Annotated in this window: 27 protein-coding genes; 18 read left to right on the top strand and 9 right to left on the bottom strand. The window is 71.4% G+C overall.

Annotation, left to right across the window (positions count from 1 at the left end; translation table 11 throughout):
• Window positions 1–26 precede the first annotated feature (26 nt).
• Complete coding sequence (locus ACBJ59_RS26595) at window positions 27–827, bottom strand: SGNH/GDSL hydrolase family protein (RefSeq protein WP_375112968.1); 801 nt, start codon at window positions 825–827, stop codon at window positions 27–29.
• Between the two features lie 403 nt (window positions 828–1,230).
• Here ACBJ59_RS26595 and ACBJ59_RS26590 point away from each other — a divergent pair, with 403 nt between their 5' ends.
• From ACBJ59_RS26590 to ACBJ59_RS26570, 5 genes are all read left to right on the top strand, one after another.
• Complete coding sequence (locus tag ACBJ59_RS26590) at window positions 1,231–1,809, top strand: dihydrofolate reductase family protein (RefSeq protein WP_375112967.1); 579 nt, start codon at window positions 1,231–1,233, stop codon at window positions 1,807–1,809.
• Between the two features lie 577 nt (window positions 1,810–2,386).
• On the top strand, window positions 2,387–2,794 hold the full coding sequence (locus tag ACBJ59_RS26585) for a hypothetical protein (protein WP_375112966.1): 408 nt from the start codon (window positions 2,387–2,389) through the stop codon (window positions 2,792–2,794).
• Between the two features lie 65 nt (window positions 2,795–2,859).
• Entirely contained in the window at window positions 2,860–3,165 is a 306-nt protein-coding gene (locus tag ACBJ59_RS26580) for a hypothetical protein (RefSeq protein ID WP_375112965.1), read from the top strand.
• Between the two features lie 134 nt (window positions 3,166–3,299).
• The gene (locus ACBJ59_RS26575; RefSeq protein ID WP_375112964.1) at window positions 3,300–4,127 is read left to right on the top strand and encodes a phytanoyl-CoA dioxygenase family protein; all 828 of its coding nucleotides are present in this window, start codon (window positions 3,300–3,302) and stop codon (window positions 4,125–4,127) included.
• A gap of 142 nt (window positions 4,128–4,269) precedes the next feature.
• Window positions 4,270–5,175 carry an SDR family NAD(P)-dependent oxidoreductase gene (locus ACBJ59_RS26570; protein ID WP_375112963.1) on the top strand — a complete coding sequence of 302 codons (906 nt, stop codon included), beginning with the start codon at window positions 4,270–4,272 and terminating at the stop codon, window positions 5,173–5,175.
• A 108-nt stretch (window positions 5,176–5,283) separates the two neighbouring features.
• On the opposite strand, the gene ACBJ59_RS26565 is transcribed toward ACBJ59_RS26570, so the two are convergent.
• On the bottom strand, window positions 5,284–5,643 hold the full coding sequence (locus ACBJ59_RS26565) for a hypothetical protein (RefSeq protein ID WP_375112962.1): 360 nt from the start codon (window positions 5,641–5,643) through the stop codon (window positions 5,284–5,286).
• A gap of 170 nt (window positions 5,644–5,813) precedes the next feature.
• Here ACBJ59_RS26565 and ACBJ59_RS26560 point away from each other — a divergent pair, with 170 nt between their 5' ends.
• Entirely contained in the window at window positions 5,814–7,880 is a 2,067-nt protein-coding gene (locus tag ACBJ59_RS26560; RefSeq protein ID WP_375112961.1) for a sensor histidine kinase, read from the top strand.
• 41 nt (window positions 7,881–7,921) lie between these two features.
• Here ACBJ59_RS26560 and ACBJ59_RS26555 read toward each other — a convergent pair whose 3' ends face one another.
• The 4 genes from ACBJ59_RS26555 to ACBJ59_RS26540 form a co-directional block, all read right to left on the bottom strand.
• Entirely contained in the window at window positions 7,922–8,827 is a 906-nt protein-coding gene (locus ACBJ59_RS26555) for an aminoglycoside phosphotransferase family protein (protein ID WP_375112960.1), read from the bottom strand.
• Between the two features lie 67 nt (window positions 8,828–8,894).
• Window positions 8,895–11,042 carry an RNA polymerase recycling motor ATPase HelR gene (gene helR, locus ACBJ59_RS26550; protein ID WP_375112959.1) on the bottom strand — a complete coding sequence of 716 codons (2,148 nt, stop codon included), beginning with the start codon at window positions 11,040–11,042 and terminating at the stop codon, window positions 8,895–8,897.
• A gap of 280 nt (window positions 11,043–11,322) precedes the next feature.
• A complete protein-coding gene (locus tag ACBJ59_RS26545; protein WP_375112958.1) occupies window positions 11,323–11,562 on the bottom strand; it encodes a hypothetical protein in 240 nt (79 codons plus the stop codon).
• Between the two features lie 27 nt (window positions 11,563–11,589).
• Window positions 11,590–12,789 carry an acyl-CoA dehydrogenase family protein gene (locus ACBJ59_RS26540; RefSeq protein ID WP_375112957.1) on the bottom strand — a complete coding sequence of 400 codons (1,200 nt, stop codon included), beginning with the start codon at window positions 12,787–12,789 and terminating at the stop codon, window positions 11,590–11,592.
• A 117-nt stretch (window positions 12,790–12,906) separates the two neighbouring features.
• Here ACBJ59_RS26540 and ACBJ59_RS26535 point away from each other — a divergent pair, with 117 nt between their 5' ends.
• On the top strand, window positions 12,907–14,199 hold the full coding sequence (locus tag ACBJ59_RS26535; RefSeq protein WP_375112956.1) for a PucR family transcriptional regulator: 1,293 nt from the start codon (window positions 12,907–12,909) through the stop codon (window positions 14,197–14,199).
• An 80-nt stretch (window positions 14,200–14,279) separates the two neighbouring features.
• On the top strand, window positions 14,280–14,756 hold the full coding sequence (locus ACBJ59_RS26530; RefSeq protein WP_375112955.1) for a flavin reductase family protein: 477 nt from the start codon (window positions 14,280–14,282) through the stop codon (window positions 14,754–14,756).
• A gap of 285 nt (window positions 14,757–15,041) precedes the next feature.
• Here the strand turns inward: ACBJ59_RS26530 and ACBJ59_RS26525 are convergent, their stop codons facing one another.
• Window positions 15,042–15,416 (bottom strand): winged helix-turn-helix transcriptional regulator, encoded by a 375-nt coding sequence (locus tag ACBJ59_RS26525; protein WP_375112954.1) that lies wholly within the window; start codon window positions 15,414–15,416, stop codon window positions 15,042–15,044.
• A gap of 114 nt (window positions 15,417–15,530) precedes the next feature.
• Between ACBJ59_RS26525 and ACBJ59_RS26520 the strand changes: the two genes are divergently transcribed.
• Window positions 15,531–16,169, top strand: a complete 639-nt coding sequence (locus ACBJ59_RS26520; RefSeq protein ID WP_375112953.1) for an NADPH-dependent F420 reductase — start codon at window positions 15,531–15,533, stop codon at window positions 16,167–16,169.
• Between the two features lie 37 nt (window positions 16,170–16,206).
• On the opposite strand, the gene ACBJ59_RS26515 is transcribed toward ACBJ59_RS26520, so the two are convergent.
• Window positions 16,207–16,776 carry a hypothetical protein gene (locus ACBJ59_RS26515; protein WP_375112952.1) on the bottom strand — a complete coding sequence of 190 codons (570 nt, stop codon included), beginning with the start codon at window positions 16,774–16,776 and terminating at the stop codon, window positions 16,207–16,209.
• A 202-nt stretch (window positions 16,777–16,978) separates the two neighbouring features.
• Between ACBJ59_RS26515 and ACBJ59_RS26510 the strand changes: the two genes are divergently transcribed.
• The 3 genes from ACBJ59_RS26510 (at window position 16,979) to ACBJ59_RS26500 (ending at window position 20,285) form a co-directional block, all read left to right on the top strand.
• Window positions 16,979–18,262: an ArsB/NhaD family transporter gene (locus ACBJ59_RS26510; protein ID WP_375113181.1), complete on the top strand. Its 1,284-nt coding sequence runs from the start codon at window positions 16,979–16,981 to the stop codon at window positions 18,260–18,262.
• Between the two features lie 184 nt (window positions 18,263–18,446).
• On the top strand, window positions 18,447–19,577 hold the full coding sequence (locus ACBJ59_RS26505) for an MFS transporter (protein ID WP_375112951.1): 1,131 nt from the start codon (window positions 18,447–18,449) through the stop codon (window positions 19,575–19,577).
• Window positions 19,578–19,670: 93 nt separating this feature from the next.
• Window positions 19,671–20,285 carry a TetR family transcriptional regulator C-terminal domain-containing protein gene (locus ACBJ59_RS26500; RefSeq protein WP_375112950.1) on the top strand — a complete coding sequence of 205 codons (615 nt, stop codon included), beginning with the start codon at window positions 19,671–19,673 and terminating at the stop codon, window positions 20,283–20,285.
• Window positions 20,286–20,304: 19 nt separating this feature from the next.
• On the opposite strand, the gene ACBJ59_RS26495 is transcribed toward ACBJ59_RS26500, so the two are convergent.
• A complete protein-coding gene (locus tag ACBJ59_RS26495; protein WP_375112949.1) occupies window positions 20,305–20,898 on the bottom strand; it encodes a hypothetical protein in 594 nt (197 codons plus the stop codon).
• A 246-nt stretch (window positions 20,899–21,144) separates the two neighbouring features.
• Here ACBJ59_RS26495 and ACBJ59_RS26490 point away from each other — a divergent pair, with 246 nt between their 5' ends.
• From ACBJ59_RS26490 to ACBJ59_RS26465, 6 genes are all read left to right on the top strand, one after another.
• The gene (locus ACBJ59_RS26490) at window positions 21,145–22,107 is read left to right on the top strand and encodes an ankyrin repeat domain-containing protein (protein ID WP_375112948.1); all 963 of its coding nucleotides are present in this window, start codon (window positions 21,145–21,147) and stop codon (window positions 22,105–22,107) included.
• 55 nt (window positions 22,108–22,162) lie between these two features.
• A complete protein-coding gene (locus ACBJ59_RS26485) occupies window positions 22,163–22,684 on the top strand; it encodes a DUF4262 domain-containing protein (RefSeq protein WP_375112947.1) in 522 nt (173 codons plus the stop codon).
• A complete protein-coding gene (locus ACBJ59_RS26480) occupies window positions 22,681–23,718 on the top strand; it encodes a P1 family peptidase (protein WP_375112946.1) in 1,038 nt (345 codons plus the stop codon). The genes ACBJ59_RS26485 and ACBJ59_RS26480 overlap by 4 nt, the downstream gene beginning before the upstream one ends.
• Before the next feature lie 156 nt (window positions 23,719–23,874).
• Entirely contained in the window at window positions 23,875–24,216 is a 342-nt protein-coding gene (locus ACBJ59_RS26475) for an ArsR/SmtB family transcription factor (RefSeq protein ID WP_375112945.1), read from the top strand.
• Window position 24,217: 1 nt separating this feature from the next.
• Window positions 24,218–25,315, top strand: a complete 1,098-nt coding sequence (gene arsB / locus ACBJ59_RS26470) for an ACR3 family arsenite efflux transporter (RefSeq protein WP_375112944.1) — start codon at window positions 24,218–24,220, stop codon at window positions 25,313–25,315.
• Window positions 25,308–25,709, top strand: a complete 402-nt coding sequence (locus ACBJ59_RS26465) for an arsenate reductase ArsC (protein ID WP_375112943.1) — start codon at window positions 25,308–25,310, stop codon at window positions 25,707–25,709. The genes arsB and ACBJ59_RS26465 overlap by 8 nt, the downstream gene beginning before the upstream one ends.
• Window positions 25,710–25,779 lie beyond the last annotated feature (70 nt).

The following is a 25,779-nucleotide window of genomic DNA, read 5'->3' as shown; positions in this document are numbered from 1 at the left end:
ACTCCTCTACAGGAACGAAGCCGCTGCTACGTCAACCGCTCCACGAACGACCGGGTGATCGCCATCTGTCCTTCGAGGGAGGGATGCACACCGTCGGCTCCCTGCAGGTCCGGCCGGGCGGGAACGCCGAAGGCGGCGGTGAGGTCCACGACGGGATCGGCGAAACCCTTGACCTCCCCGGCCAGCGCCACGATGTCCGCGTTCCGCCACGTGGCCTGGCTGAAGCCGAAGGTGGGCGACGCGGTGACCCGCTCCTCGATCACCGGCACCGGCGTCATCCACACCCACCTCGCGACAGCGCCGCCGATCCGGCGCAACTCGCGCAGGTTGGCCACGCTCTCGTGCAGGCTGACCTGCGGCTTGGCCGCGTCCGGGCCGACGCGGGTGACGTCGTTGCCGCCGAGGCCGCAGATCACCCAGTCCGGGCGGGCCGCGGCCAGCGTCGCCGGCCAGCGCCGCAGCACCATGGCGGTGGTGTGCGCCGACAAGCCGCCGTTGACCACCCGCACCCCACGCGGATCGAGCAGATGGCGCAGGATCTCGGCCCAGGACTGCAGGTCGTCGGTGATGCTGTCGCCTATGGCGAGGATCGTCTGCCCGGGCTGCACGGGGAGAGCGCCCACCCGGGCGGCGAACGCCTCGTCGGCGAGCATGCCTTCCGCTGCCTCGCGCGCGCGGGCGTCGTACCGGGCGATGATGTCGCGGTACTCCACGCGGCTCATCCGGAAGATCAACGGCAGCGCTTCGGCCATTCCGGGCAGGTAGCCGTACAGCTTGTCGAGATGGGTGTGCTGCAGCCACATCTCACCTGTCATGGCGTGCTTCATGTGCGCCTCCAAGCTGTCGGTCCACCGGCTGCCGGTTACCGATCCTCATCCACCGGAAGCGCGCCTGACGAGGTCAGCGACCGGACATTCAGCGGACTCTGGAGGTCGGCCGGCGCCGCCGAGAATCTCGGCGGGAGTACGGGCTGCGGGGCCGTGCTGTTTTGTCCGGCAATAGTCCGGCTGCTGCCCTGGAGTGCGGCCCGCCGATGCGGCCATACTTTCTCGCCATGGGATCGACGATCCGAGCGGTGACCTTTTTCTCGCCGCCGTATCGCTGACCACGCCCACCTTCGCGACCGTCCTGGCCGTGGTCAATCCGCGCCCGGGCACCGTCCGACGGCGATGGGTTTCGCCGCGAATCCCGGTCTGTATCGACACACCCGTACAACTCGAGGAGGACATCATGACCGCCACCTACACCTTCGACGTCTTCACCAGCCTCGACGGCTTCGGCGCCGCCGGCGGCGACTGGACCGGCTACTGGGGCAAGCAAGGCCCCGAGCTGCTCGAACGCCGCCTCTCCCTGTACGACCAGCAGCAGCGAATGATCTTCGGGGCCAACACGTATCGGGCGCACGCGCAGATGCTGGCCTCGAGCACCGAGGAGTCCGAGATGCGCGACCCATGGGTCACCCGGATGAGGGACCTGCCGGCGACGGTGGTGTCGAGCACGCTGAAAGAACCCCTTGACTGGCCGGACGCGACCGTCGTGAGCGGCGACGCCGTCGACATCGTCGCCCGGCTCAAGGAGGAGTCCAAAGTGCCGTTGCGCTCGCACGGCAGCCTGTCGCTGAACCGGGCGCTGATGGCCGCCGGCCTGGTCGACCGCGTCCAGGTGACGCTCTTCCCGGTGATCACCGGTCAGACCGGACTGGACCCGATCTTCCAGGGTGGGGCCGACTTCGACCTCGAGCTGATCGAGTGCCGGACGCTCGACGGCCGCACCCAAGAGCTCATCTACCGGCCCACCCTGCATGTCTGAGCCCGTCCATGCGCCCCCACCCGTCAAGCAGCCGGGCCTTCCCACTGACCGACATGCCGACCGATCTCATGGCCGCCCAGGTCACGCGGCCCGCTGATCGCCTCCCGATGCGCCGGCTGTCGGCATCCTGTCCCTGATCTTGGGCCTGGTCGGCCTGGTCGGCGCCACCCTCGGTGTCGTGACCGTGGCCGCCAAGGGCCTCGGCGGCAAGATGTTCGCGGTCGGCGGCTGGATGGCCGGACTGGCGGCGCTGCCCATCGCGCTGGGCCTTTTTCCTGCTCGACCTGCACGAACAACAACGTCTCGATCAGCAGTCCCAAACGCTCAAGGCGGTCGAACCGTGAGCTACGGCCACGGAACGTCACCTGCCGGATCACAGTCAACGGCACGGTGATGGCGGAGACGAGGAGCTCGTCCGGCACATCGCCGGAATGTACGGCGTCGGTGCGCTTGGACTGACCTCGGACCGTCTCCGGCTGCGGACACGTTCAGGGGTGGTCGCGTGGTTGAAGCCGTATTGAAGCCGTGACATGCGACAGTGCCTGAGCGAAGGTCACCCGAACGGGGAGAGGGATCCATGAAGGCAGCCGTGAAGATCGTCGGGATCAGTGCCCTGGCGGCAGGCACCCTGGCCGTGGCGCTGCTCGGTACGACACCGGCCCAGGCCGCCACCGCTCAGTCCGGCGCCTCAGCCGCACCTTGCCGGAAGGTGGCAAGCGCCAACAAGGACACCGTCCGGGTGTGGTACTGCAACGGGACAGGGGGAACCGCACGCGGCTATCACGCCCAAGCTCTGCTGAACGAAGGCACCAAGGTCACTCTTCGCAGCGGCAGCGGCGCGATCCTGCGCACCAGGAACGCCACCCATACCGGTGTGCTGGCCCAGTGGTACAACACCAGCACCTTCAACAGCTCCAGCGGTCTTTTCAAGGCGTGCACCGGATACCGGGAGAACCTGGGGACGTGCACGAGGGCAGGTTCGTAGTCCTCGGCCCCCCGGCCGACCACCGGCGGCACGGATCAACCCCATCATCAGCAAAGGAGTCATTCATGCGCGTCATCACCCGCTGTGTCATCGCGGCGGCGACGGCTGCTTCAGCGCTGGCCGTCGCGACCGCACCGGCCGGCGCCGCGACCGGACAGCTCATCCTGCGCGGCTCGGGGCACACCACGGTGATCGTCGACCCGAAGGCCGGCTGCCTCAGCAGCGGCGTCGGGTTCTCACAGGTCACCAACGACACCAACGTGTACGTCACCGTTCACACCGGCCTCCGGTGTGACGGCAGCGGGCTGGTGGTGAGCCCCGGCAGCACGGTCTCGGTGGGCTCCCGCCACAGCGTCAGGGTGCCCTCGTAACAGACCGACCGCCCGTCCCGGTTCGCGGGCCGTGCTCGTGACGGAGGACCGCGGGGGAAGCGCCTGCCGCCGATGAGTCAAGAATGGCCATCGGCGGGGTGGTCGAATGGCGTGTGCGCGGACAAGCTGATCACATGACGATCCGCCCTCATGATCTCGAGCTCCCGTACGACCTCGACGCCGCCGCGGTGCGGCGCTTCGACGAAGACGGCTTCGTGAAGCTGCCCGGCGTGCTGGACGCCAAGACGATCGCGGCGTACGAACCCGAGATCACCTCCAAGGTCATCGAGCTCAACACCCAACACCTGCCCCTGGAGGAGCGCGACACCTACGGCAAGGCGTTCCTCCAGGTCACCAACCTGTGGCGGCACAGCGACCCGGTCCGCGAGTTCGTCTTCTCACCGCGCCTGGCCCGCATCGCGGCCGAACTCCTCGGGGTCGAAGGCGTCCGGCTCTACCACGACCAGGCCCTGTACAAGGAGCCGGGCGGCGGGATCACCCCCTGGCACGCCGACCAGTACTACTGGCCCCTGTCCGGCGACCGCACGGTGACGGTCTGGATCCCCCTGCAGGAGACACCGGCCGAGATGGGCCCGCTGTCCTTCGCGGCCGGCAGCCATCGCTTCGAGTACGGCCGTGACCTGCCCATCAGCGAGGAGTCCGAGCGCGCGCTCCGGCAGGCGCTCGCCGAGCGGGACTTCCCGCACGTCGGGACGCCCTATCAGCTCGGCGAGGTGAGCTACCACCTCGGATGGACGTTCCACCACGCCCCGCCGAACCGGTCGAGCATCCCGCGCAGGGTCATGACCGTGATCTACATGGACGCCGACATCACCGTCGCCCGACCGGTCAACGACCACCAGGCGAACGACCTCCGCGCGTGGCTGAGCGGTGCCGAGGTGGGGGCCGTTCCGGACGCCCCGCTCAATCCCGTCCTGTACCGGGCCGGCGGCGGCGCGTAGGCAGGCCGATCACGGTGGGGCACCCTGCGGGCGTGAGGCGCCAGGACTGGAGACGCCGGCCGTTCCAGCGCTGGACGATCACGCAACCATCGTGGATCGGCAAGCATTCCGCGTCCAACCCGGAGTTCTTACGGTTGAGGTCATGACACGTATCAGCACCCCGTTCAACGCCAAGACCACGGCCGCCGAGATCCTCACCGGCCTCGACCTCACCGGACGGCGGATCATCGTCACCGGCGGCGCCTCCGGGATCGGCCTGGAGACCACGCGGGCGCTGCGGGATGCCGGGGCCGAGGTCACCGTCGCCACCCGCAACCCCGGCCCCGGGCAGCAGGCCCTGGACCTGAGCGACCTCGGCTCGGTACGCGCGTTCGCGGCCGGCTGGACCGGGCCGGTGCACGCGATCGTGGCCAACGCGGGGATCATGGCGCTGCCCACCCGCCAGGTCGCCGCCAACGGCTGGGAGTTGCAGCTGGCGACGAACTTCCTCGGGCATTTCGCGCTGATCACCGGACTGCACGACAACCTCCGGCAGGCCGGCGGCGCGCGGGTGGTCGTGGTGAGCTCGGGCATTCAGCTGCGCGAGCCGTTCGACTTCGACGACCCGCACTTCGAGCGGCGCCCGTACGAGCCGTGGGCCGCGTACGGGCAGTCGAAGACGGCCGACGTGCTGCTCGCGGTGGGCGCGGCACGGCGCTGGGCCGCCGACGGCATCACCGCGAACGCGCTCGAACCCGGCTACATCCACACCAACCTGCAGCGGCACGTCGACGAAGCGACGATGCGGGCGATGGGCGCGATGGACGACGAGGGCAACCTGCTGACCCCCGACTTCTTCAAGTCCCCGGAGCAGGGCGCGTCCACCTCGGTGCTGCTCGCCGCGTCCCCGCTGCTGGACGGCGTCACCGGCCGGTACTTCTCGAACGACAACCAGGAGGCCGAGGTGGTGCCGGGCGGCCCGGACGCGACCAGCGGCGTCGCCGCCTGGTCGGTCGACCCGGCCGCCGCCGACCGCCTCTGGGGCTACGCCCTCGAAGCGACGGCGTGACCGCTTCTCGATCAGGGTCCCCCGTGAGCCTGCCGGCGTTCTCGACCGTACGCCTGCGCGCTCACCATGAGCGCGGCCAGGTGGGGTCCGGCAAGCGCATGCGTGGTCCTACTCGTGGACGGTCATGTACACCATCTCGTCCATGGGCAGCCCGGTGGCCGCGACCGCCCGCCGCAGTTCGCCGCTCAAGTGGCTCATGTCCTTGAGCCGCTCCACCGCCACGAAGGCGTGCGGCCATCTGGACGATCGCAGCCAGGTCTCGGGCGGCTGCCGCTGCCACTCGTGAGCGGTGTCGGCGGCTTCGCCGACGACCCGGCCGACGGCGCGTGTCGGCGGCTTCGCCGACGACCCGGCCGACGGCGCGTAACTCCGGGAGCACGGCCGGGTCCACGTGCCGCACGTCAGCCCCGGAGAAGCCCAGCGCGATCCACCCCAGGCCGGCCATCCGAAGTCGACCAGCGGAAACACGAGGCTTCCGACAATCAAGACGTCGGCAGGACGGGGCCCTGGGCGTCCCCGGCGCTCAGGGCCCCCGGTGGTAACGGCCCGCTTACAATGGCGGGCAAATCGCGGCCTTTGTACCGTTCCGCGGGCACGCTAGGGTCAGGCGGGAACGGGAGCCGGAAGGCGGGGGCGGGATGGCGTGGGCAGCCCGGACGGTCGCCGTCGTCCTGGCCGTGGTGTCTCCGGCGCTCGTGATCGCGGCCAGGCTGGTCTTCGCGGGGCTTCCGGAGGAGTGGCGGCTGCCCGGGACGATCACGCCGCTGACGGCGGCGGGGGTGACCTTTCCCGCGATCGGGGCGTTCCTCATCGCGCATCGGCCGCGGCTCAAGCTGGCGTGGATGATGATCGCGGGCGGGCTCGGCGGTGCCGTCTACGACGTCTGCACGACGACGATGCTGGCGTCCGCGGCACGCGGGGATCTTGAGCTCGCCGGGTACCTGAGGTTCCCGGCGCAGATCGGCTGGGCGGTGTCCGCGCTCCTGCTGGAGATGCTGCTGCCGCTCTACTCCCCCGACGGCAGGTTGCCCTCGAAGCGCTGGCGGGCGGTGGTGCTGCTGGGTGTGGTGTCCATCGGGGCCGAGAGCGCGCGCCAGTTCGTACGGCCGGATCCGCCGCTCGAGGGCTACCTGTTGCCCGCCGTCATCCACAACCCGCTGCAGATCGCCGCCCTGGCGCCGTACTACTCGACCATAGGGGTGCTGACCTGGACGGCGGTCCTGGTGACGCTGCCGCTGGCGGCGCTGTCCCTGCTGCTGCGCCTCCGCCGGGCGGACCCGGTGGGCAGGCGGCAGATCGGCTGGCCGCTGCTGGCGTTCGCCGGGTACATCGTGTTCATGCTCGTGGGCATCGCCGTGCCGGAGCTGTACTGGCTGTCGGTCGTCTGGGCGATGCTCATCCCCGTCGCGATGGTGTTCTCGGTGATGCGTTACCGGCTGTACGGCATCGACACCATCATCAGCCGGACCTTCGTCGCCGCGGGGCTGCTGACCGTGGTCGGCGGGATCTACTTCGGCGTGGCCACGCTGTCGAGCCTGCTGGTGTCCGGGTACGACCAGGTCGCCGGGCTCGCCGCCGCCCTGTTCACGGGCGCGTTCTTCCAGCCGTTGCGCCGGATGTTGCAGCGTGCCATGGACCACCTGCTCTACGGCCCGGTCGGCGACCCGCGCGTGCTCGCCGAGCGGCTGGTCCAGGAGGTGCGCCGGGGGGATCCGGCGCAGGCGCTGGCGTCGGTGATCGGCGTGCTGCGCGAGGGCCTGGCGGTGCAGGGGGTCGCGGTGGAGGTGACCGGCGGGGAGCCGGGACACCAGGGCAGCGTGGCGAACACGGTCAGCGGGCAGGTCGGTGACTCCCCGCGCGAGGTGCCGCTGGTCTGGCACGGCGAGCTGGTGGGGCGGCTGCTGGTCGGCCCGCCCGCCCCGCGCCGCTTCCCCGCCGCGCACGACGAGCGGGTGCTGGCCACGCTGGTCCCGTACGCGGCCGACGTGGCACACGCCCTGCGGATGGCGGCCGACCTGCAGCGCTCCCGCGAGCGCATTCTGACCGCCCGGGAGGAGGAACGGCGGCGGCTGCGCCGCGACCTGCACGACGGCCTGGGCCAGACGCTCAGCAGCATGGCCATGACCGTCAACATGGCCCGGCTCACCCTGAAGACCTCCCCGGAGGCGGCCGACGAGCTGCTGAACGAGCTGCGTTCCGGCATGGACGCGGTCACGGGCGACATCCGGCAGCTCGTGTACGGCCTGCGCCCGCCCGCCTTGGACGACCTGGGCCTGGCCACCGCCTTGGAGGAGCTGGCCGGGCCCGAAGGCACCGCCACGGAGGTGCGGGTCGAGGGCGACCTGGCCGACCTGCCCGCCGCCGTCGAAGTGGCCGTGTACCGGATCGCGCAGGAGGCGCTGACCAACGTCCGGCGGCACGCCCGCGCCACTCGCGTCCGGGTCGAGCTACGCCGCGAGCCCGGGGCGCTGCGCCTGCTGATCGCCGACGACGGCGTGGGTCTGCCGCCGGAGCGCCGCCCGGGCGTCGGCCTGACCTCCATGCGCGAGCGCACCGCGGAGCTGGGCGGGATCTGCCTCGTCAACGGCGAGCCCGGAGCGGGCACCACCGTGGAGGTGATGCTCCCCGTCCCCGCGACCGGCGCGCCGCCACCGGCGGAACGGCAGCACCGGACGGCTTCCGCCGGCCGGCCATCGGCCCCTTGAGCCTGGACCGCACACGGAATCGACCATCGGCCCTGAATCGATCACGAGCGCGATTCGTCCGCCAGGAGGCGTTCCAGGGTACGTTCCCCCAGCCGGCTCATCACCGGATTGCTTTCGACGTAATACCAGACCAGACCCATCGACTGCGCGAAAGCCCACGCCCTGCCACGCTCCCATTCCAGGTCGTCGCTCCCCAGGACCTCGCGGAGCACCTGCCGGGGCTCCGCTTCGAGCAGATGCCACGCGCTCACGAGGTCAAGAGCGGGATCGGCCGGCCCGAACCCGCCGACGTCGAGAACCCCGGCCAGCCGGCCGGCGGACACGAGCACGTTGCCGGGGATGAGATCACCATGGGTCATCACGTCCCCGGCCGCCGCGCGCGGCAGGTCGCGCATGGTCGCCCACATCCGGCGGAGCCGGGGCACGTCCAGCAGCCCCTCGCTGCGCTCGAAGCAGGTTTCCATCCATCCGTCATGGGCCCGCAGGTCACCGCCTCGCCCGGTGCCGCCGAACGTGCGGCCACGCGTGTCGATGGCGCGCAGGTCCGTGATGAGGTCGGCCAGGTCGCGCGCGAACGCGACCGATTCGCCGGGGTCCTCGTCCGTGGCCACGACGCCGGGCAACCACGTCTGCACCGACCACGGAAGCGGGTAGCCCGCCCCTGGTTCACCGAACGCGACCGGCTCGGGCGTACGGAACCGCGTACGATCCACCAGCTCACGCGCCGCCTCCGCCTCGGCCACCAGCTGGCGCCGCGTCGACTCGACGTCCCCTCCCAGGAGCGGGAACCGAGCGGCGACCTCCTCACCGATGCGGAAGATGGCGTTGACCGTCCCCTCCGAGACGATGCTCCGGACGGGCAGGCTTCGCCACTCGGGAAACTGCTCGTCCACCAGCGCGCGCACGGTCTCAGGAGGCACTGTCAGCTGATCGGTGTGCATTTTCATACGCGGTACTGTAATTCCGCAGGCCCCGTCCCCCACGTGGCGATCATCCGGTCAGGCGCGGCCGTCGTCAGGAGCTCGTGAGGATGACGAGTCGCTGGGTCGCCCGGGTCATCGCGACATAGCGGTCGACCGCTCCTTCGATGCCCTCGCCGAACTCCGCCGGGTCGACGAGCACGACCAGGTCGAACTCGAGCCCCTTCGACAGCTCCGGCGTCAGCGACCGGACCCGGGACGTCCCCCTGAACGTGGGATCCCCGATGACGCAGGCGATCCCCTCGGCGTTCGCGGCGAGCCACTTGTCGAGGATCGAGCCCAGGTCCGAAGCGGGTCCGTGTACGACGGGCACGTCGCTGCGGCGGATGGAGGCCGGCACGTTGGCGTCCGGGAGCACGGCCCGGATGACCGGCTCGGCCTCCGCCATGACCTCCTCCGGCGTCCGGTAGTTGATGCTCAGGGACGCCAGGTCGATCCGGTCGAGCCCGACGCGCTCGAGCCGTTCCCGCCACGACTCCGTGAACCCGTGCCTGGCCTGGGCCCGGTCCCCCACGATGGTGAAGCTCCTGGACGGGCAGCGGAGCAGCAGCATCTGCCACTCCGCGTCGGTCAGTTCCTGCGCCTCGTCCACGACGATGTGCGCGAACGGCCCGGCGAGCCGGTCCGGGTCGGCGGCGGGCAGCGCGGACTCGTCGACCAGGGCGTCCCTGATGTCCTGTCCGTGGAGCATCGTCACCACCCCCTCGCCGTCGTCGTCGGCCGCCAGCAGGTTGTCGACGACCTGCGCCACGCGCTCGCGTTCGGCGGCGACGGACGCGTCATGCCGGCGCTTGCGCCGTGCCGCCTCCGGGTCGCCGAGCCGCTGCCGGGCCGCGTCCAGGAGCGGCAGGTCGGACACCGTCCAGGCCTGGGCGTTCTCTCGCTGCAGCCGCCGGACTTCGTCGGGGCTGAGCCAGGGAGCGCACATCCGCAGGTAGGCGGGCACCGACCACAGGTCCCCGACGAGGTCGGCCGCCTCGATCAGCGGCCACGCGCGGTTGAAGGCCGTGAGGAGTTCCCGGTTCCGCAGCAGCGACTTGCGGAGCAGGGCGGGCGAGACGTCCTCGTCGTGCTTGTCCGCCAGGATCGTGAGCAGCCCCTCCCAGATCTGGTCGCGCGCCTCGTTGTGCGGGGTGCCGGGCTCCGCCGCCTCGAACGCCTCGGCCCAGTCCTCGGGGCCCAGCCAGATGTCGGACCAGTGGGTCGTCACCGTCATCCCCTTGGCGGGCAGGTTCTCGTAGAACCTGACGGCCGGCTCGATCGCCTTCACCATGTCCGCGGACGCCTTCAGGCGGGCCACGTCCGGATCGGTCTCGATCGCCGCCGCGGCCCCCTCGGTGACGAGGTCCCGCAGGGTGCAGGTCTGCACGCCCTCCTCCCCGAGGCTGGGCAGCACGTCGGAGACGTAGGCCAGGTAGGGCTGGTGCGGGCCGACGAACAGCACCCCGCCCCGGCGGTGACCGAGGCGGGGGTCGGAGTAGAGGAGGTACGCGGAGCGGTGCAGGGCGACGACGGTCTTGCCCGTACCCGGGCCGCCGTCGACGACGAGAGCGCCACGGGAGCCCGCGCGGATGATGGCGTCCTGGTCGGCCTGGATGGTGCCGAGCACGTCGCGCATCCGGCCCGACCGGTTGCCGCCCAGGCTGGCGATGAAGGCGGACTGGTCGTCGAGCGCGGCGTGCCCGTCGAACCCGTCCGAGGTGAACACCTCGTCCCAGTAGTCGCTGATCCGGCCGCGGGTCCAGCGGTACCGGCGGCGGCTCGCCAGGCCCATCGGGTTGGCGTGGGTGGCTCCGAAGAACGGCTCGGCCGCCGGGGACCGCCAGTCCAGCAGCAGCCGGCGACCGGACCTGTCGGTGAGGCCGAGCCGGCCGATGTACACGGGCTCGGGGTCGTCCGCGCCCACCATGTGTCCGAGGCACAGGTCCAGGCCGAAGCGACGCAGCGCGCGCAGCCGAGCGGTCAGCCGGTGGATCTCCAGGTCCCGGTCCAGGGCCTGCCGGCCCAGGCCGCCGGGCGCCTTGCGCGCGGCGTCGAGGCGGTCGGACAGCTCGGCGATCGACTGTTCGAGGCTCTCCGCGATGGCCGCGAAGTGCTTCTCGTCACCGGCGACCAGCTTCGGGTCGGCCTTGGCCGAAAGGTTGTCGGGAAGGTCAAACGCGCTGGTGGTCAGCGGGTTCACGTCGTCAGCTCCTGATCTGTGGTCGCTGGTCACCTCACGCGCGGCAAGGTGACCGGACCGGTGTGACGAACCTGCGCGGTTGACAGGGACGTCCCCGCGCGACCCATGCGTCGACATCGGCACACGCACTGCTGCGTCCCCCATTTCCGCAGGTTCTGGCCTCGGCCGACGATTCTGCGGCATGACCGGGGTCTTGCCGCAAGCCCCCCGGTGCGCTATAGGTTGAGAGTGGAAAGGGGTGCGTGCTCCCCCTTACGTGTTCCCCTTTGCCTGGTGCCGCTCAGTCGGTGGGTTCGGTGTCGGGGCCGGCTTCCCTTCCGTCGGTGTCCTCGGCTGCTTCGCGCCGCTCCTCCTCGACCTTCTGCTCCGGATCGGGCGGCGGCTCGATCGGCTCCGCCGGGATCGGGCGGTCTGTTTCCCTGATCTCCACCCCGGCACGCTCGGCCACCGTATCGCTCTCCCCATGGACCCGGCCCACCGCGACCGGCAGGTCCGGGGATTCTGCGTCCTGTCCGTCCATGCCCCGCACCTGCCCGGGCCTCGATGGTCAAATCATGGGAGTCATCTGGTCGACGCCGAGCAGGGCCCGGCCGTAGGCCTCCCTGCTGATCTCCGGGCTGGCCACGGCGTGTCGTCCCGCCGTGTTGGCGTCGCGCCAGATCCGCTGCAGCGGGTTCTTCTCGGCGAAGCTGGAGGCGCCGTTGACGTCGATGAGCAGGTCGATCGCCCGCCGGGCGCAGCTCACGGCGTAACCGGTGTCCATGCGGACCCGCATCCGCTCCGTGAGGTCCAGTGACCGGCCGTCGGCGGCGGCCGTGTCGATGTCGCGGGCGGCGCGGAACACGTGCAGGGCGGTGGTGTCGATGAGCTGCGCGGCCTCGGCCACGGCGAACTGGACCGAGGGCGCCTGGGAGGAGCTCTCGTAGAAGGTGTAGGAGATGCCGCGCTTGCCGACGCTCTCCAGGGTGTGGTCGAGCGCCGCCCTGGCCAGTCCGAGCTGCGGCCCGGCCAGCACCAGGGCGAGGACGGGTACGGTGGCCGAGCGGTAGAGAGGCTCGCCGGGGTGCGGATCGGCCGCCTGCGGCCCGAGCGCGATGCGCTGATAGCGGTGCGCGGGCACGAACACGTCCGTCGCGATCACCGTGTTGCTGCCGGTGCCGCGCATCCCGGCCACGTGCCAGGTGTCCTTGATGTCGAGCTCGGCCATGGGCATGAGCACGCTGCCGTGATCGACGGTCCGCCCGGCGTCGTCGGTGACCGCGACGCCCATGAGCGCCCACCCGGCATGCAGGCAGCCGGAGGCGAAGCCCCATGAGCCGGTGACCGTGTACCCGCCCTCGACCGGCCGGGCGATCCCGGTCGGGGCGACGACGCCGCAGGTCCTGGCGTCGGGCCCGGCGCCGAACACCTCGTCCCTGGCCTGGTCGGGGTAGGTCGCCGCGGCCCAGTTGCAGACGTTGAGCAGGGTGACGACCCAGGAGGTGGAGCCGCAGGCGCGGGCGAGCTCGGCGGTGACGCCCAGGAACGTGGTGAAGCCGGCCTCGTGCCCCCCGTACCGCTTGGGCACGGTGAGCTTGAGCAGGCCGGCCTCGGTGAGCGCGGCGAGGCTGTCGTCCGGCAGGCGGCGGTCGGTCTCGGTCCGTGCCGCGTTCTCGGCGAGCAGCGGGCGCAGTTGCCTGGCCCGGGTCACGAGCTCGCCGTCCATGGTGGGGTCGTACTGGAGGGGGAAGTCCCAGGGTCGCGTCATGGCCTAGATTTCACGACGGCGCAACGGTGGCGGGCTTGCGTCGTGGGGCCAAAACTGGTCTTCCGGCTTGTGCTGGGGCACTGTGCATCTTTCCTTCAGGACGGGTGGGATCGGCTCATGAGCGATGAATGGCTGGTACGGCTCCGCCCCGACGGCGAGCCGCCGCGGCCGGGCTGTTCGGCGGTGACGATCGCGGCGGCCACCGAGGCGCTCGGGCCCGGCCCCGTGGCCTGGGCCGCGCAGCTGGCGCCGGGCATGACCGAGGAGATCATCCGGCAGGTGCCCGAGCACGGGGGCGGTCCGGCCCCGTTCGACACGCTGCGGCGCTCGGTCGAGTCGTCGGTGCTGGCGGCGCTGGCCGGGTTCCGGCACGGCATCCCGGTGGCCTCGGCCGTGGTGCCCAAGGAGGCGCTGGAGGGCGGCAGGGAGTTCGCCCGCAGGGCGATCCCGCTGGATCGGGTGCTGCGCGGCATCCGGCTCGGTCACGCCGCCCTGCACCGGGCGCTGATGGAGGTGATCGGGGACGATCCCGACGAGGTGCGCCGGGTGAGCGAGCTGCTGTTCGGGTACGCCGACGTGCACGCCAGCACGCTGGCCGAGGAGTACATCGCCGAGCGGGACCGCTGGGTGGGCAGCACCGCGGCGCAGCGCAGGCGGGTGGTGGAGGACCTCCTCGCGGGCCGGCCGGTCGAGGCGGAGGCGGCGAGCCGGGTGCTGGGCTACGACGTGCGCTCGCCGCACACGGCGCTCATCCTGTCGGCGGCCGACGCCCGCACGGCGCCGCAGGTGTTGCAGCGCCTCGCCGCCGAGCTGGCCGGGACCTCGGGCTCGCTGGCCGTGCCGGCGTCGGAGTCGTCGTTGTGGTTGTGGGTCGGCGGCCCCCTCGCGGAGGCGCGGGCCGGGGGGCCGCCGAAGGTGGCGGTGCCCCCGGGAGTGCGGGTGGCGGCCGGCCCGCCGGCGGCGGGGATCGAGGGGTTCCGGCGCAGCCACCTGGGTGCCAGGGCGGCCGAGAGCATCGGGATATCGCGCGGGGCCGTCTGGTGCGACTACGCCGACGTGCGGGTGGTGGCGTTGTGCACGGCCGACCCCGAGCAGGCGACCTGGTTCGTACGCGAGACGCTGGGGCCGCTGGCGGCCGACGACGAGCGGGTCGCGGAGCTGCGCCAGACCCTGCGCGCGTACCTGGCGGCCGGGCGCAGCCTGCAGGCGGCGGCCACGGACCTGCACGTCGCCCGCAACACCGTGACGTACCGGGTGAAGCGGGCCGAGGAACTGCTCGGGCATCCGGTGGCGGAGGACCGGCTTGAGGTGCAGCTCGCGCTGGAGATCGCCCACTGGCTGCCGCCGCGCCGCTCCCCGCGGCGGCGATCGGCACCGCTGGAGGCGATGTACGTCCACACGCCCGACTGACCCGCGCGGCCAAGGTCGTCGATGATTTTGGTGCTGGGCGGCCAAGCCGGGCGCCCCGGGGCGGACGCATCGTGAGGCGTATGAGCATCGACCCCGCGCTGTTGCGCCGCGCGCTCCGCCACGTGCCGACCAGCGTCGCCGTCGTCACCTCCGTAACGGACACGGGCCGTCCGGTCGGGATGACCGTCGGCTCGTTCGCCTCGGCGTCGCTGGCGCCGCCCCTGGTCTCCTTCTTCGCCGGGTGCGCCTCCGCGACCTGGCCGCTGATCCACGCCACCGGACGCTTCTGCGTGAACGTGCTGGCCGCCCACCAGGGCGACCTGGGGGCGGCCTTCGCCGGCTCGCGGGCCGACCGGTTCGCCGGCCTGACCTGGTCGCCGGGCCCGCTCGGCTCCCCCGTGCTGGACGGCGTGCTGGCCTGGCTGGAGTGCGAGCTGGACAGCACGTACCGGGTGGGCGACCACCACGCGGTCATCGGCCGGGTGTCGTCGCTGGAGGCCCGCGAGGACGTGGGGCCGCTGGTGTTCCATCGGGGAGCGCTGGCGGCCCTCGGCTGATCAGCGGCGGTCGTCCGCCGGATGCATGACGCCCGCCATCAGGCGCCGGGCGGTCCGGATCGCGCCGACGGAGCGCCCGGCCGGCCGGCAGAGGTGAGGTTGCCGCAGTTGCCCGAGCCGCCGAGGCCGTCGATCCGCATCGGTGTCGTGGCCGGGCACATGGGCCCGCCCATGGCGCCGGAGCCGAGTGCGGCGCTAATGACGCTCCTTCCTGACCGGGGTTCCGTCCGGGGAGCGAGGTGGCGATGACGGGCAGCGGCCCGCTGGCCAGCGCGCCGCGTCGGGTCAGAGGCCCGCGTCGGCGACGTTTCGCGCAGCCCTCTCCTGGGCGGCGAGGAGCTCGTCGCCGTACTCGCCGGCCCAGTGGCCGAGCGCCTTCAGCGGTCCGTCGACCAGGCTCTGTCCCAGGCCGGTCAGGGCGTACTCGACCCGCGGCGGGGCCTCGGCGTGGGCGTGGCGGCCGATCAGGCCGCTGGCGAGCAGGCGGTGCAGCGCCTGCGTGAGCACCTTGTCGCTGATCCCGCCGATCGCGGTGCGCAGTTCGCGTCGCCGGCGCGGGCCGGTGGCGAGGGCGGCCAGGACGACCGGGTCCCAGGTGTGGGCGAACAGGTCGGTGGCCGCGCGTATGCGGCAGTCGGCCACGAACTCGTCGCGATCCATGTCCCGATCACTCCCCTCGCGGCCATCATCGCCTGTCCGATACGTACCGATTGGTGGGTAACGCCTTTTCTACCGTAGCCAGCAGACGATCACCGGTAGTGAGAGGGGACGCGGATGCGTATCGGGATTCTGGGCACGGGGGTGCTGGCGGCGGCGCTGGGTGAGGGCTGGGCGCGTGCCGGGCACGAGGTGGCCGTCGCCGGGCGGTCCCCCGCCAGGGCGCGGGAGCTGGCCGAGCGGCTGGGCGGCCGGGCGTACGCCGTCACGCCGCGCGAGGCGGTCGCCGGCCGGGACGCCGTGCTGCTCGCGGTGGCCTGGCAGGGAGCCGAGGACGTGCTGCGGAGCGCGGGCGCGACCGAGGGCACCCTGGCGGGGACCGCGTTGATCGACCCGACGAACGCCGTCGAGCACGGCCGGGGCGTGCTGCTCACCGAGCCCGGCGAGGCGATGGCCCAGCGGATCGCCCGGCTGGCTCCGGGCGCGCACGTCGTCAAGGCCTTCCACCTGTTCCCCTCTGGGCAGTGGACCAGGTTGCGTACCGATGGCGAACCGCCCGTCACGGTGACGATGTGCGGCGACGATCCGGGCGCGTTGCGCGTCGTCGGCGACCTGGTACGCGATGTCGGCGCCGTCCCGGCCGTGCTGGGGTCCCTGGATCGGGCCCGCCAGCTGGAGGAGGTCGCGGGTTTCGTCATCGGCCTGGCCTTCGCCGGGACCGACCCCGGCTCCGCCGTCCCATCGGGCGCCGCGTAACCCCCGTACAGCGGTGATCATGGCGCTGCCTCCAGGTTCACGACGCGCACCTGGTCACCGTGGTGCGGGGGCGGGCCGGTGCTGCGTACGGACCGCCAGGTGCCGTCCATGAACGCCTGCTCCCGGCCGTCCTCGCTCTTGTGCAGGTGACGATCCTGTTCCGGTACGCGTCCGTACCGGAGACGGCCCTGCCGCGGCGCGAGCGCAGAGCGACGCGCCCGGCGAGCACCAGCGCCACCCCGAGCAGGAGCACGCCGATCCCGCCGGCCGGCCCGACGCCCGGGGCGGCCAGCTCGTACAGCAGGCCCAGGATGCCCACGGTGAGCAGGAGGTAGGCGAGGTTCGGGTTGGCCAGGGCCTGCCGTACCTGCTCGAAGAAGCTCAGCTCCGCACGGTCCACGCGGGCGTCCGCGGTGCGCACGGTGACCGTCCGCTCTCCCGCCACGAGGACCCGCCGCCCGTCGGCCACCCGCAGCGCCGCCTCCAGCGACGGCGCGCGGGCATCCACCACCTTCAGCCGTACGGCCTCGTCCACCGCGAGGGAGCGGCCCTGGCGCACCATGGCCACCGCCTGCGCCACGTCGGCGGAGAGGCCGGGCCACCACACTTGGCCGTTACCCTGCAAACCGGAATTGTCACACAATGTAATCCCGGACGCCCAGTGCGGGGACCGGGACTTTGACGACTGTTGATACGTTGGCGACAGGTGTGCCGGGAAGTCTGGTCGGCGGTCTTGTTGCCGATCCCGGGTGAGGTGCTTCCATGCGTGCACGCGACGTCGCCGACGCACCGGTGGTGTCCACGTGACGGTGACCGCGTGGCTGTCGGTGGCCGTCTTCCTGTGCGCCTACACGCTGATCGCCAGCGAGAAGGTGCACCGCGTCGCGGCGGCGCTCGGCGGAGCCGGGATCATGCTGCTGATCCACGCCACCAACGCCGAAGCCGCGTTCTTCTCCAAGGAAACCGGCATCGACTGGAACGTCATCTTCCTGCTCCTCGGCATGATGATCATCGTCGGCGTGCTCAAGCAGACCGGTGTCTTCGAATACCTCGCCATCTGGGCCGCCAAACGTGCCAGAGGACGCCCCTACCGGCTCATGGTCCTCCTCGTCGTCATCACCGCCCTCGCCTCCGCCCTGCTCGACAACGTCACCACCGTCCTGCTCATCGCCCCCGTCACCTTCCTGGTCTGCGAACGACTCGCCCTACCCGCCGCCCCCTTCCTCATCGCCGAAGCCATGGCCTCCAACATCGGCGGCGCCTCCACCCTGGTCGGCGACCCACCCAACATCATCATCGCCAGCCGAGCCGGACTCAGCTTCAACGACTTCCTCATCCACATGGCACCCATGATCATCATCCTGATGATCGTCTACGTCGGGCTGTGCCGACTGCTGTTCCGCAAATCCTTCACCTACGATCCCGAACGAGCCGCCGAAGTCATGGCACTCAACGAGCGGGAGGCCATCGCCGACCGCCGCCTGCTGTGGCAGTGCCTGGCCGTGCTCGCCGTGGTCATGGCCGCGTTCGTGCTGCACCCGGTGCTGCACTACGAACCGTCGGTGGTCGCCGTGCTGGGTGCAGGCGTGCTGGTGGCCGCCACCCGCGTCACCACCGAACAAGCCATCCGCGAAGTCGAATGGCCCACCCTCGTCTTCTTCGCCGGCCTGTTCGTCATGGTCGGAGCCCTCGTCGAAACCGGCGTCATCCCAGCCATCTCCCAGGCGGCGGCCGCAGCCACCCAAGGGCAGCTCGGCCTCACCACCATGCTGCTCCTGTGGGCCTCCGGCGGACTGTCAGCCATCGTCGACAACATCCCCTACGTCGCCACCATGAGCCCCATCGTCGCCGACCTCGTCCAGGCCAACGGCGGCAACGAGCACGCCCAAGTGCTCTGGTGGGCCCTCGCCTTCGGCGCCGACCTCGGCGGCAACGCCACCGCCGTGGGTGCCGCCGCCAACGTCGTCATCCTCGGCATCGCCGCCCGCAACGGCACCCCCATCAGCTTCTGGCAGTTCACCCGCTACGGCCTCATCGTCACCGTGGTCACGATCACCCTGTGCGTCCCCTACCTCTGGCTGCGCTACCTCTGAAACCCGGTCGGCGGTGGCGATGGAGGTCCGGCAGTCGCGGCCGCGGTAGATCGCTGGTGAGCCGGGAGTCCGGGGCGTAGGATCGCGGCGCAAGGTCCTCGTTGAGACGTCGCCCGCCAGGGGCTTGAGGGTCGGGCCGGTTCTCCGGTCGCGTCTCCCCGTTCTGTGGGAGGTGCGTGCCCGGATGAGCTCTCGTGTCGCCGTCACCGTGCTGGCGGCGGGTGTTGCGGCCAGTGCGGCCTTGGGGGAGTTCATCCCGTTCCTCGCTTCGGTGAGCGCGGAGTTCTCCCTGTCGCTCGGCTCCGTGGGCTGGCTGTCGTCGGCCATCACGCTCGTGGCCGGGCTCACCTGCCTGCCGCTGGGGATCTGGATGGCTCGCCGCCGGTTACGCGGGCTGTTCGCCGCCGCCCTGGTGGTGCTGGGAGCGGCGGGGCTGGGGACGGTGTTCGCGGTGGACCCGGCCGGGCTGTTCGCGTTGCGGGTGGTTCAGGCCGTCGGGTACGCCGTTGTGGTGGTCGCGGGGCCGGGACTGCTGACCCGGCTGCTGGAAGGCGGGGCGCGGCAGGCCGCTCTGGCGTTGTGGGGATTGTGCGTTCCGGCCGGGCTGACGCTGGCCAGTACGGTGGCGGCGCTCGTGGGAACGGCCGGCTGGCGCGCCGAGGTGATCGTCGTGGGCGGGCTCACATTGGTGGTCGCCGGGTGGGCCGCCACGATGCCTTCCGACGTCCGCCCCCGTCGGCACGGGCAAGGCGGCGACCGACCCGCCGGGCCGCGTGGTGCGGGGTGGGCGGTGGCCGCCCTGGCGGCCGGGTTCGCGATGATCGCCCTGGTGGGTGTCAGCCTGGTGACCGTCCTGCCCGCGTACCTGACGGAGGAGGCGGGCCTGGCCGGTCCGCACGTGAGCCTGCTGACAGGTCTGGTGTCGGCGTCCAGCGCGGCCGGCAGCCTGGTGGCGGGCGCGTCGCTGCGGGCGGGGGTACGGCCCGGGCGGCTGGTCGCCGCAGCGCTGCTCATGGCTCCCCTGACCGCCGGGGTCTTCCTCGGCATGCCGGTGACGGTGGTGGTGTCGTGCGCGGCGGTGGTGCTGGGGCTCAACGGCCTGGCCGTGTCGGCGATGTTCGCGGTGGCGGGCGGTCGTCCCGCGTGGTGGGTCGGGGCGGTGACGCAGGCGGGCAGCCTGGGCACGCTGCTCGGGCCGCCGCTGTACGCGGGAGTGGTCGAGACGAGCGGGTGGGGTGCGGCGATCGTGGTGACAGCGGCGATCGTCTGTGGCGGCGTCGGATGCGCCGCCACAGCGATCCGCCGCTCGCGGTGACCGCTCGTGCCGCGGCGGCGGCCCCAGGGGGCCGGCGTCGACGTCGCTACACTGGGCGGCAATTCGGTGCGAGCACATCGTGAAGGGGGAGAAGTGACGGGGAGACGCACCCGCGGGCCCGGGGCGCACCATGCGGAGCGGCGCAACGAGGTCGCCGACGCCGTGCTCGCCGTCGTGGCCGAACGCGGCCTGGCCGCCGTGTCCCTGACCACGGTGGCCGCCCGGGCGGGCATCTCGCCCGGGCGCGTGCAGCACTACTTCCCGGCCAAGCGGCAGCTCATCGAGGCCGCCTTCGAGCGCGGCAACGAGCTGTCCGCCATCCGCGTCAGGCAGCAGGTCGGCTCCGACCTCGACGTGGCCGACCCGCGCCTGGTGCTCACCACCGTGCTCACCGAGCTCATCCCGTACGACGCCACCACCGAAGCCCACATGCGGGTGCGCCAGTCGTTCCACGCCCTCGGCTTCGCCGAGGAGACCATCGCCGCCAGACTGCGCATCCTGTACGCCGGTTTCCACCGCCAGATGGCCGACCTCCTCCGCAGGGACCAGCAGGCCGGCCGCGTCCGCGCCGACGTGGACGCCTCCGGCACCGCCCTGGCCCTCGTGGCCCTGGCCGAAGGGCTGGCCGCCTACGTACTCACCGGCGTCGCCCCCACCGGCGTGGCCCGCGACCGGCTGCTCGCCGAGATCGCCACGCTCTACGCCTGAGACGTACGAGCCCGGCCGGTCACCAGGCTTCCTCCCAGATCCCGTCGGGAATTCGATAAAGGGTCCGGGTCGCGGCGAACCATTCCCGGTCGAGGAAACGTCCGGTGATTCGGCCCACCATGCACAACAGCCGGTGCGCGTCGCGTTCGAGATCTCCGTCCGTACCGAGCGCGAGGCCGTTCACGAACGGCCGATATTCCGGGAATTCCAGGTAACCGCCTTCGTCGTGCGGCGGAGTGACGTGGCCCAGTTGTTCGCCGTCGTAGTAGAGGTACAACGGATCGAGCCTGTCCAGTTCTCCGTGGCAATAGATCTGGAAGACGCGTCGCCGGCCCAGATTGATGACACCGAGATGGTACGGGAGCAGGCCGAAGGCGAGAACCTGCGTCCAACCAGGCGCATGCGGGCCCATCCACACCGTCTTCTCCGGCGCGCCGGGAAACATGTCCGTAGCCGTTTCGAGGTCGCACTCCAGGCGCCAGTCCGGATCCACCCGGAGCAGCCGGGACAGCTCTTCCCGATCGTCGCCCTCGATCCACAGGCCGTGGAATTCATTGTGGATCCGGTGCTTGACGACCAGGTCCCACTGATTCTCCACGGGCAGATTCAGCATTCAACGCGTCCTTGAGCCATTACCTGTCCTGCATTCAGCACGCGCGGTTCCCGGGCCTGGGCCAAGACCACTCCTGCGGCCGTCCTCATGGTAGTGCGTGTAATAGTTCACGGGCGCGGACTTTCCTGGAAAGGCGGTGAGAGGCCGGCCGGCAGGAGCGCGACGGGCCCGGCCCACCGGAATTGTCGTTGGCCTCCGCCATGATGGCCTCGCCCGCATCCCCCGCGTGATCCTGAAGGAGCCGTCATGACCGCCAACGCACCCACCGAATGGTCCGATTTCGGATGGCATGCGTGGGAGGACCTCTCCCTTGTCCGTGCCAGGCTCGACGCCGGCGCCGATCCGAATGCCGGCGCGTACGCCTTCGAGCGGCCGCTGCACGCCGCGGCGGAGCGCGGTTCGCCGGAGGTGGTCGCCGAGCTGGCGGGCCGGGTCGATGACGTCGACGCGGAGTGCGAGGGCCGCACCGCCCTGTGGGAAGCGGTCTTCAACAACCGGCCCGACAACGCCCGTGCCCTGGTCGCGGCCGGAGCCGACCCGTGGCGGCCCATGATGGACGGCTGGTCGCCGGGCCGGCTCAGCCTGGCGGGGCCCACGCCCGGCCAGTTCTTCCCCTTTCCTCCGGGTCACGCCGACCTGACCGAGGCCGAGACGGCCGCCGTCGAGGAGGCCGACCGGCTGACCGGCGTGCTGGGCGACATCGAGGACGACGGTTTCAGCCTCACGTGCGTACGCGGCATCAGCGCCGCCGAGGCGGCACGGCGCCTGGCCGCCGAACCCGCCGACGAGGAGGAGCTGGAAGAGATCATGGACGACCCCTTCGGCGACGAGGCCATGCAGATCGTCGGCTTCACCGACGTGCCCGGCGGCTGCGTCGTCAGCCAGCGGATGGGATACATGGCCGCCACTCCCGTCGTCATGCAACTGTTGTCCGCGGGCACGATCGCCTACGGCATGTACGCCAACCCCAAGAGCGGCAACCAGGGCCGGGTCTACCGCGACGGCGAGATCGCGGACTGGGACACGCACCCGGGCGGCGGCGACGTCTCCGGCGCCGATCCGGCCGCGGAGATCCTGCTCAAATACCTGTACAACGGCTACGCGGAGGCCTACTGCTTCGCCGGCGCCGGCCTGCGCCCGGCCGACGCCCACTCGATCGCCGAACCGGACACGCACCTGCGGCTCCCGGAACGCGACTACTGGCACTGACCGGCCAGGACAGGTGCCGCGCGACCCCGGCGGAAGATCGCGTACGCTCACGCTCATGCCTGTCGATCTGACCGCATGCCACTGCGTCCTCTGCAACCCGCCCGATGAGCTCGATCGTCGCACCCGGCTGACGATCGGGAAGGTGCAGGAGCACGGCTGGCAGGTCACGATGATTCCCCGTAACGAGCACGGGCCGGGCTGGGCCTTCACGATCGGGTTGTGGCACCACCACCGCTCGCCCGAGTTGGCCATGTTCGGGCTGGACATCCACGACATGCAGACCTGCCTCAACTCCCTGGGCGACAAGGTGGTCGCCGGTGAGGCGCTGAAGGCCGGTCAGGAATGGCAGGACATCATCGACCAGCGCCCCGTCGCGCTCAAGGCGGTCGACCATCGCTGGTATCACACCTTCTTCGGCACGGCGCTCGGCTTCTACCGGCGGCCGCCCTTCCCGTTCCTCCAGGTCGTCTGGCCCTCCCCGGACAACACCTTCCCCTGGCAGGGCGACGGCGACGATCACCAGCCGCACCTGTGGCTGCGGCCGGACGAGCACCCGGCCGGCGTATGGACGCGATGAGCACCCACCCGAGCCCGCGCGTCCGGGCCCGCTCGCTGGGCGTGGTCGTCGGCACGCTGCCGACCGGGCCGCTGAACGCGATCACCGACGTCGAGGGGGTGCTGGTGGGCCACACCACCCTCGACGACGGCGCCGACCTGCACACCGGGGTCACCGCCATCGTTCCCCGGCAGCTGGCCACCGCGCGGCGGGGGCTGCCGGCGGCCGTGCACACGGGCAACGGGTACGGCAAGCTCGTCGGCTCGACCCAGATCGACGAGCTCGGCGTCCTGGAGTCACCGATCGTCCTGACGGCCACGCTGTCGGCGTTCCGGGCGGCGGACGCGCTGGTCACCTACCTGTTGGAGCGCCACCCGGACGGGCTCTCGGTCAACCCCGTCGTGGGAGAGACGAACGATGGCTTCCTGTCCGACATCCGGCGCCGCCCGATCACCGAACGGCACGTGCTCGACGCGCTGGAAGGGGCGTCCGGCGGGCTGCCCGCGGAGGGATGCGTGGGGGCGGGCACCGGCACGACGGCCCTGGGCTACAAGGCCGGCATCGGCACCTCCTCCCGCCGGCAGGTGGTGGACGGCGCACCGGTGACGGTCGGGGCGCTCGTGCAGGCGAACTTCGGCGGGGTGCTGACCGTCCAGGGTGTCCCGATGCCGGTGGAGGAGCTCGTGCCCGGATCCGTCCGTGAGGAGCCGCCGGGCAACTCCTGCATGATCGTCGTGGCCACCGACGCGCCGCTCGACGCGCGTCAGCTCGGGCGGCTCGCCCGCCGGGCGATCTTCGCGATGGGGCGGGTGGGGGCGTCGTACTCCCATGGCAGCGGCGACTACGCGATCGCCTTCACCACGGCGCCACCCCGGCTCCCCACCCTGCCCGACGACCTGCTGAACCCCGTCTTCACGGCGGTCATGGACTCCGTCGAGGAGGCGCTGCTCAACTCCCTGTTCACCGCGACCGCCACCACGGGCGTCCACGGCCGCACGAGCCATGCGGTGCCGTACGACCGGCTTCCGGGGAGCGGCACGAACCGGGACCGGTGATCGCCGCGCGGGCCGGACGAGTAGCCCGTGCGACGGCCCGACTCCAGCCGCAGGATCGGCCGGCGCTCTCATCCCGGTGAGGGCCGATTGGCGTGCACTCATTGATGTGTGTCAATATGGACGTGACTTCGACAACCGTCTATATCAGGGGGTCACGTGGAGCCGCTGCGCATCCTGGAGTGCAGCCCGCCGCTGGTGCGCGAGCAACTGGACACCGGCAAGGCCGTCGAACTCGCCCGCGCCTTCAAGGCTCTGGGCGATCCGGTACGGCTGCGCATCCTGTCGATCGTGGCCAGCCACGTCGGCGGCGAGGTGTGCGTGTGCGACATCACCGACGCCTTCGACCTGACCCAGCCGACGATCAGCCACCACCTCAAGGTGCTCAGGGACGTCGGGCTGCTCACCCACGAGCGGCGCGGCTCGTGGGTCTACTACCGCCTGGTGCCGGAGAGAATGACCCAGCTGTCGGCCCTGCTCAACATCCCCGCCACGGTCTGACATGTCATCGGATACCGCTCAGGCGCCCGGGATCTCCGCGGCCGTGGTGGGCCGGCTGTCGGTCCTCGACCGGTTCCTGCCGGTGTGGATCGGCGCGGCCATGGCCGCCGGACTGCTGCTCGGCCGGTTCGTCCCGGGCCTGGACACGGCACTGGAGGCGGTGAAGATCGGCGAGATCTCGCTGCCGATCGCGCTCGGGCTGCTGCTGATGATGTACCCGGTGCTGGCCAAGGTCCGCTACGACCGGCTCGACACCGTCACCGGCGACCGCCGCATGCTGATCTCCTCCCTGCTGCTGAACTGGATCGCCGGCCCGGCGCTGATGTTCGCGCTGGCCTGGACCTTCCTGCCCGACCTGCCCGAATACCGCACCGGCCTGATCATCGTCGGCCTGGCCCGGTGCATCGCCATGGTGCTCATCTGGAACGACCTGGCCTGCGGCGACCGCGAATCGGCCGCCGTGCTGGTCGCGATCAACTCGATCTTCCAGGTCGTCGCGTTCGGCGCGCTCGGCTGGTTCTACCTCCAGGTGCTGCCCGGCTGGCTCGGCCTGCCCGAGGCCGCGCTGGACGTGTCGATGTGGGACATCGCCCATTACGTGCTCATCTTCCTCGGCATCCCGCTGCTGGCCGGCTACCTGTCGCGCACCTGGGGCGAACGCGCCAAGGGCCGCACCTGGTACGAGGAGCGCCTCCTGCCCAGGATCGGCCCGCTGGCCCTGTACGGGCTGCTGTTCACCATCGTCATCCTGTTCGCCCTGCAGGGCCAGACCATCAGCGAGCGCCCCCTGGACGTGGCCCGCATCGCGCTGCCCCTGCTGGCCTACTTCCTCGTCATGTGGGGCGGCTCGTTCCTGGCCGGCCGCGCGATCGGCCTGTCCTACGAGCGCACCACCACCCTGGCCTTCACCGCCGCCGGCAACAACTTCGAGCTGGCCATCGCCGTGGCCGTCGGCGTCTTCGGCGTCACCTCCGGCCAGGCCCTGGCCGGCGTGGTCGGCCCGCTCATCGAGGTCCCCGTCCTGGTCGCCCTGGTCTACGTCAGCCTGGCCGGCCGCCGCCTGTTCACCAAGCAGCCCAAGGAGTCCGTACGTGCCTGACAAGCCCAGCGTGCTGTTCGTCTGCGTGCACAACGCAGGCCGCTCCCAGATGGCCGCCGGATGGCTCACCCACCTGGCCGGCGACCGCGTCGAGGTCCGCTCGGCCGGCTCCGCGCCCGCCGACCAGGTCAACCCGGTCGCCGTCGAGGCCATGCGCGAGAGCGGCATCGACATCACCACCGCACAACCCAAGATCCTCACCGTCGACGCCGTCGAAGCCTCCGACGTGGTCGTCACCATGGGCTGCGGCGACGCCTGCCCGATCTTCCCCGGCAAGCGCTACGAGGACTGGACGCTCGACGACCCGGCCGGCCAGGGCATCGAGGCCGTCCGCGCGATCCGCGACCAGATCCGCACCCGCGTCGAGAAGCTCATCGGCGAGCTGACCGGCTGAGCCGCGCCGGCCTGGGCGGGGCGATTTACGGAGGTTTTAGGCGGTTCGGTGCACTGTTCTCCCATAGCGC

Source organism: Nonomuraea sp. MTCD27 (assembly GCF_041950495.1).
Taxonomy (GTDB): Bacteria; Actinomycetota; Actinomycetes; order Streptosporangiales; family Streptosporangiaceae; genus Nonomuraea.
Note: the sequence above shows the minus strand (reverse complement) of the source record. Positions and strands in the feature narration are given on the sequence as shown.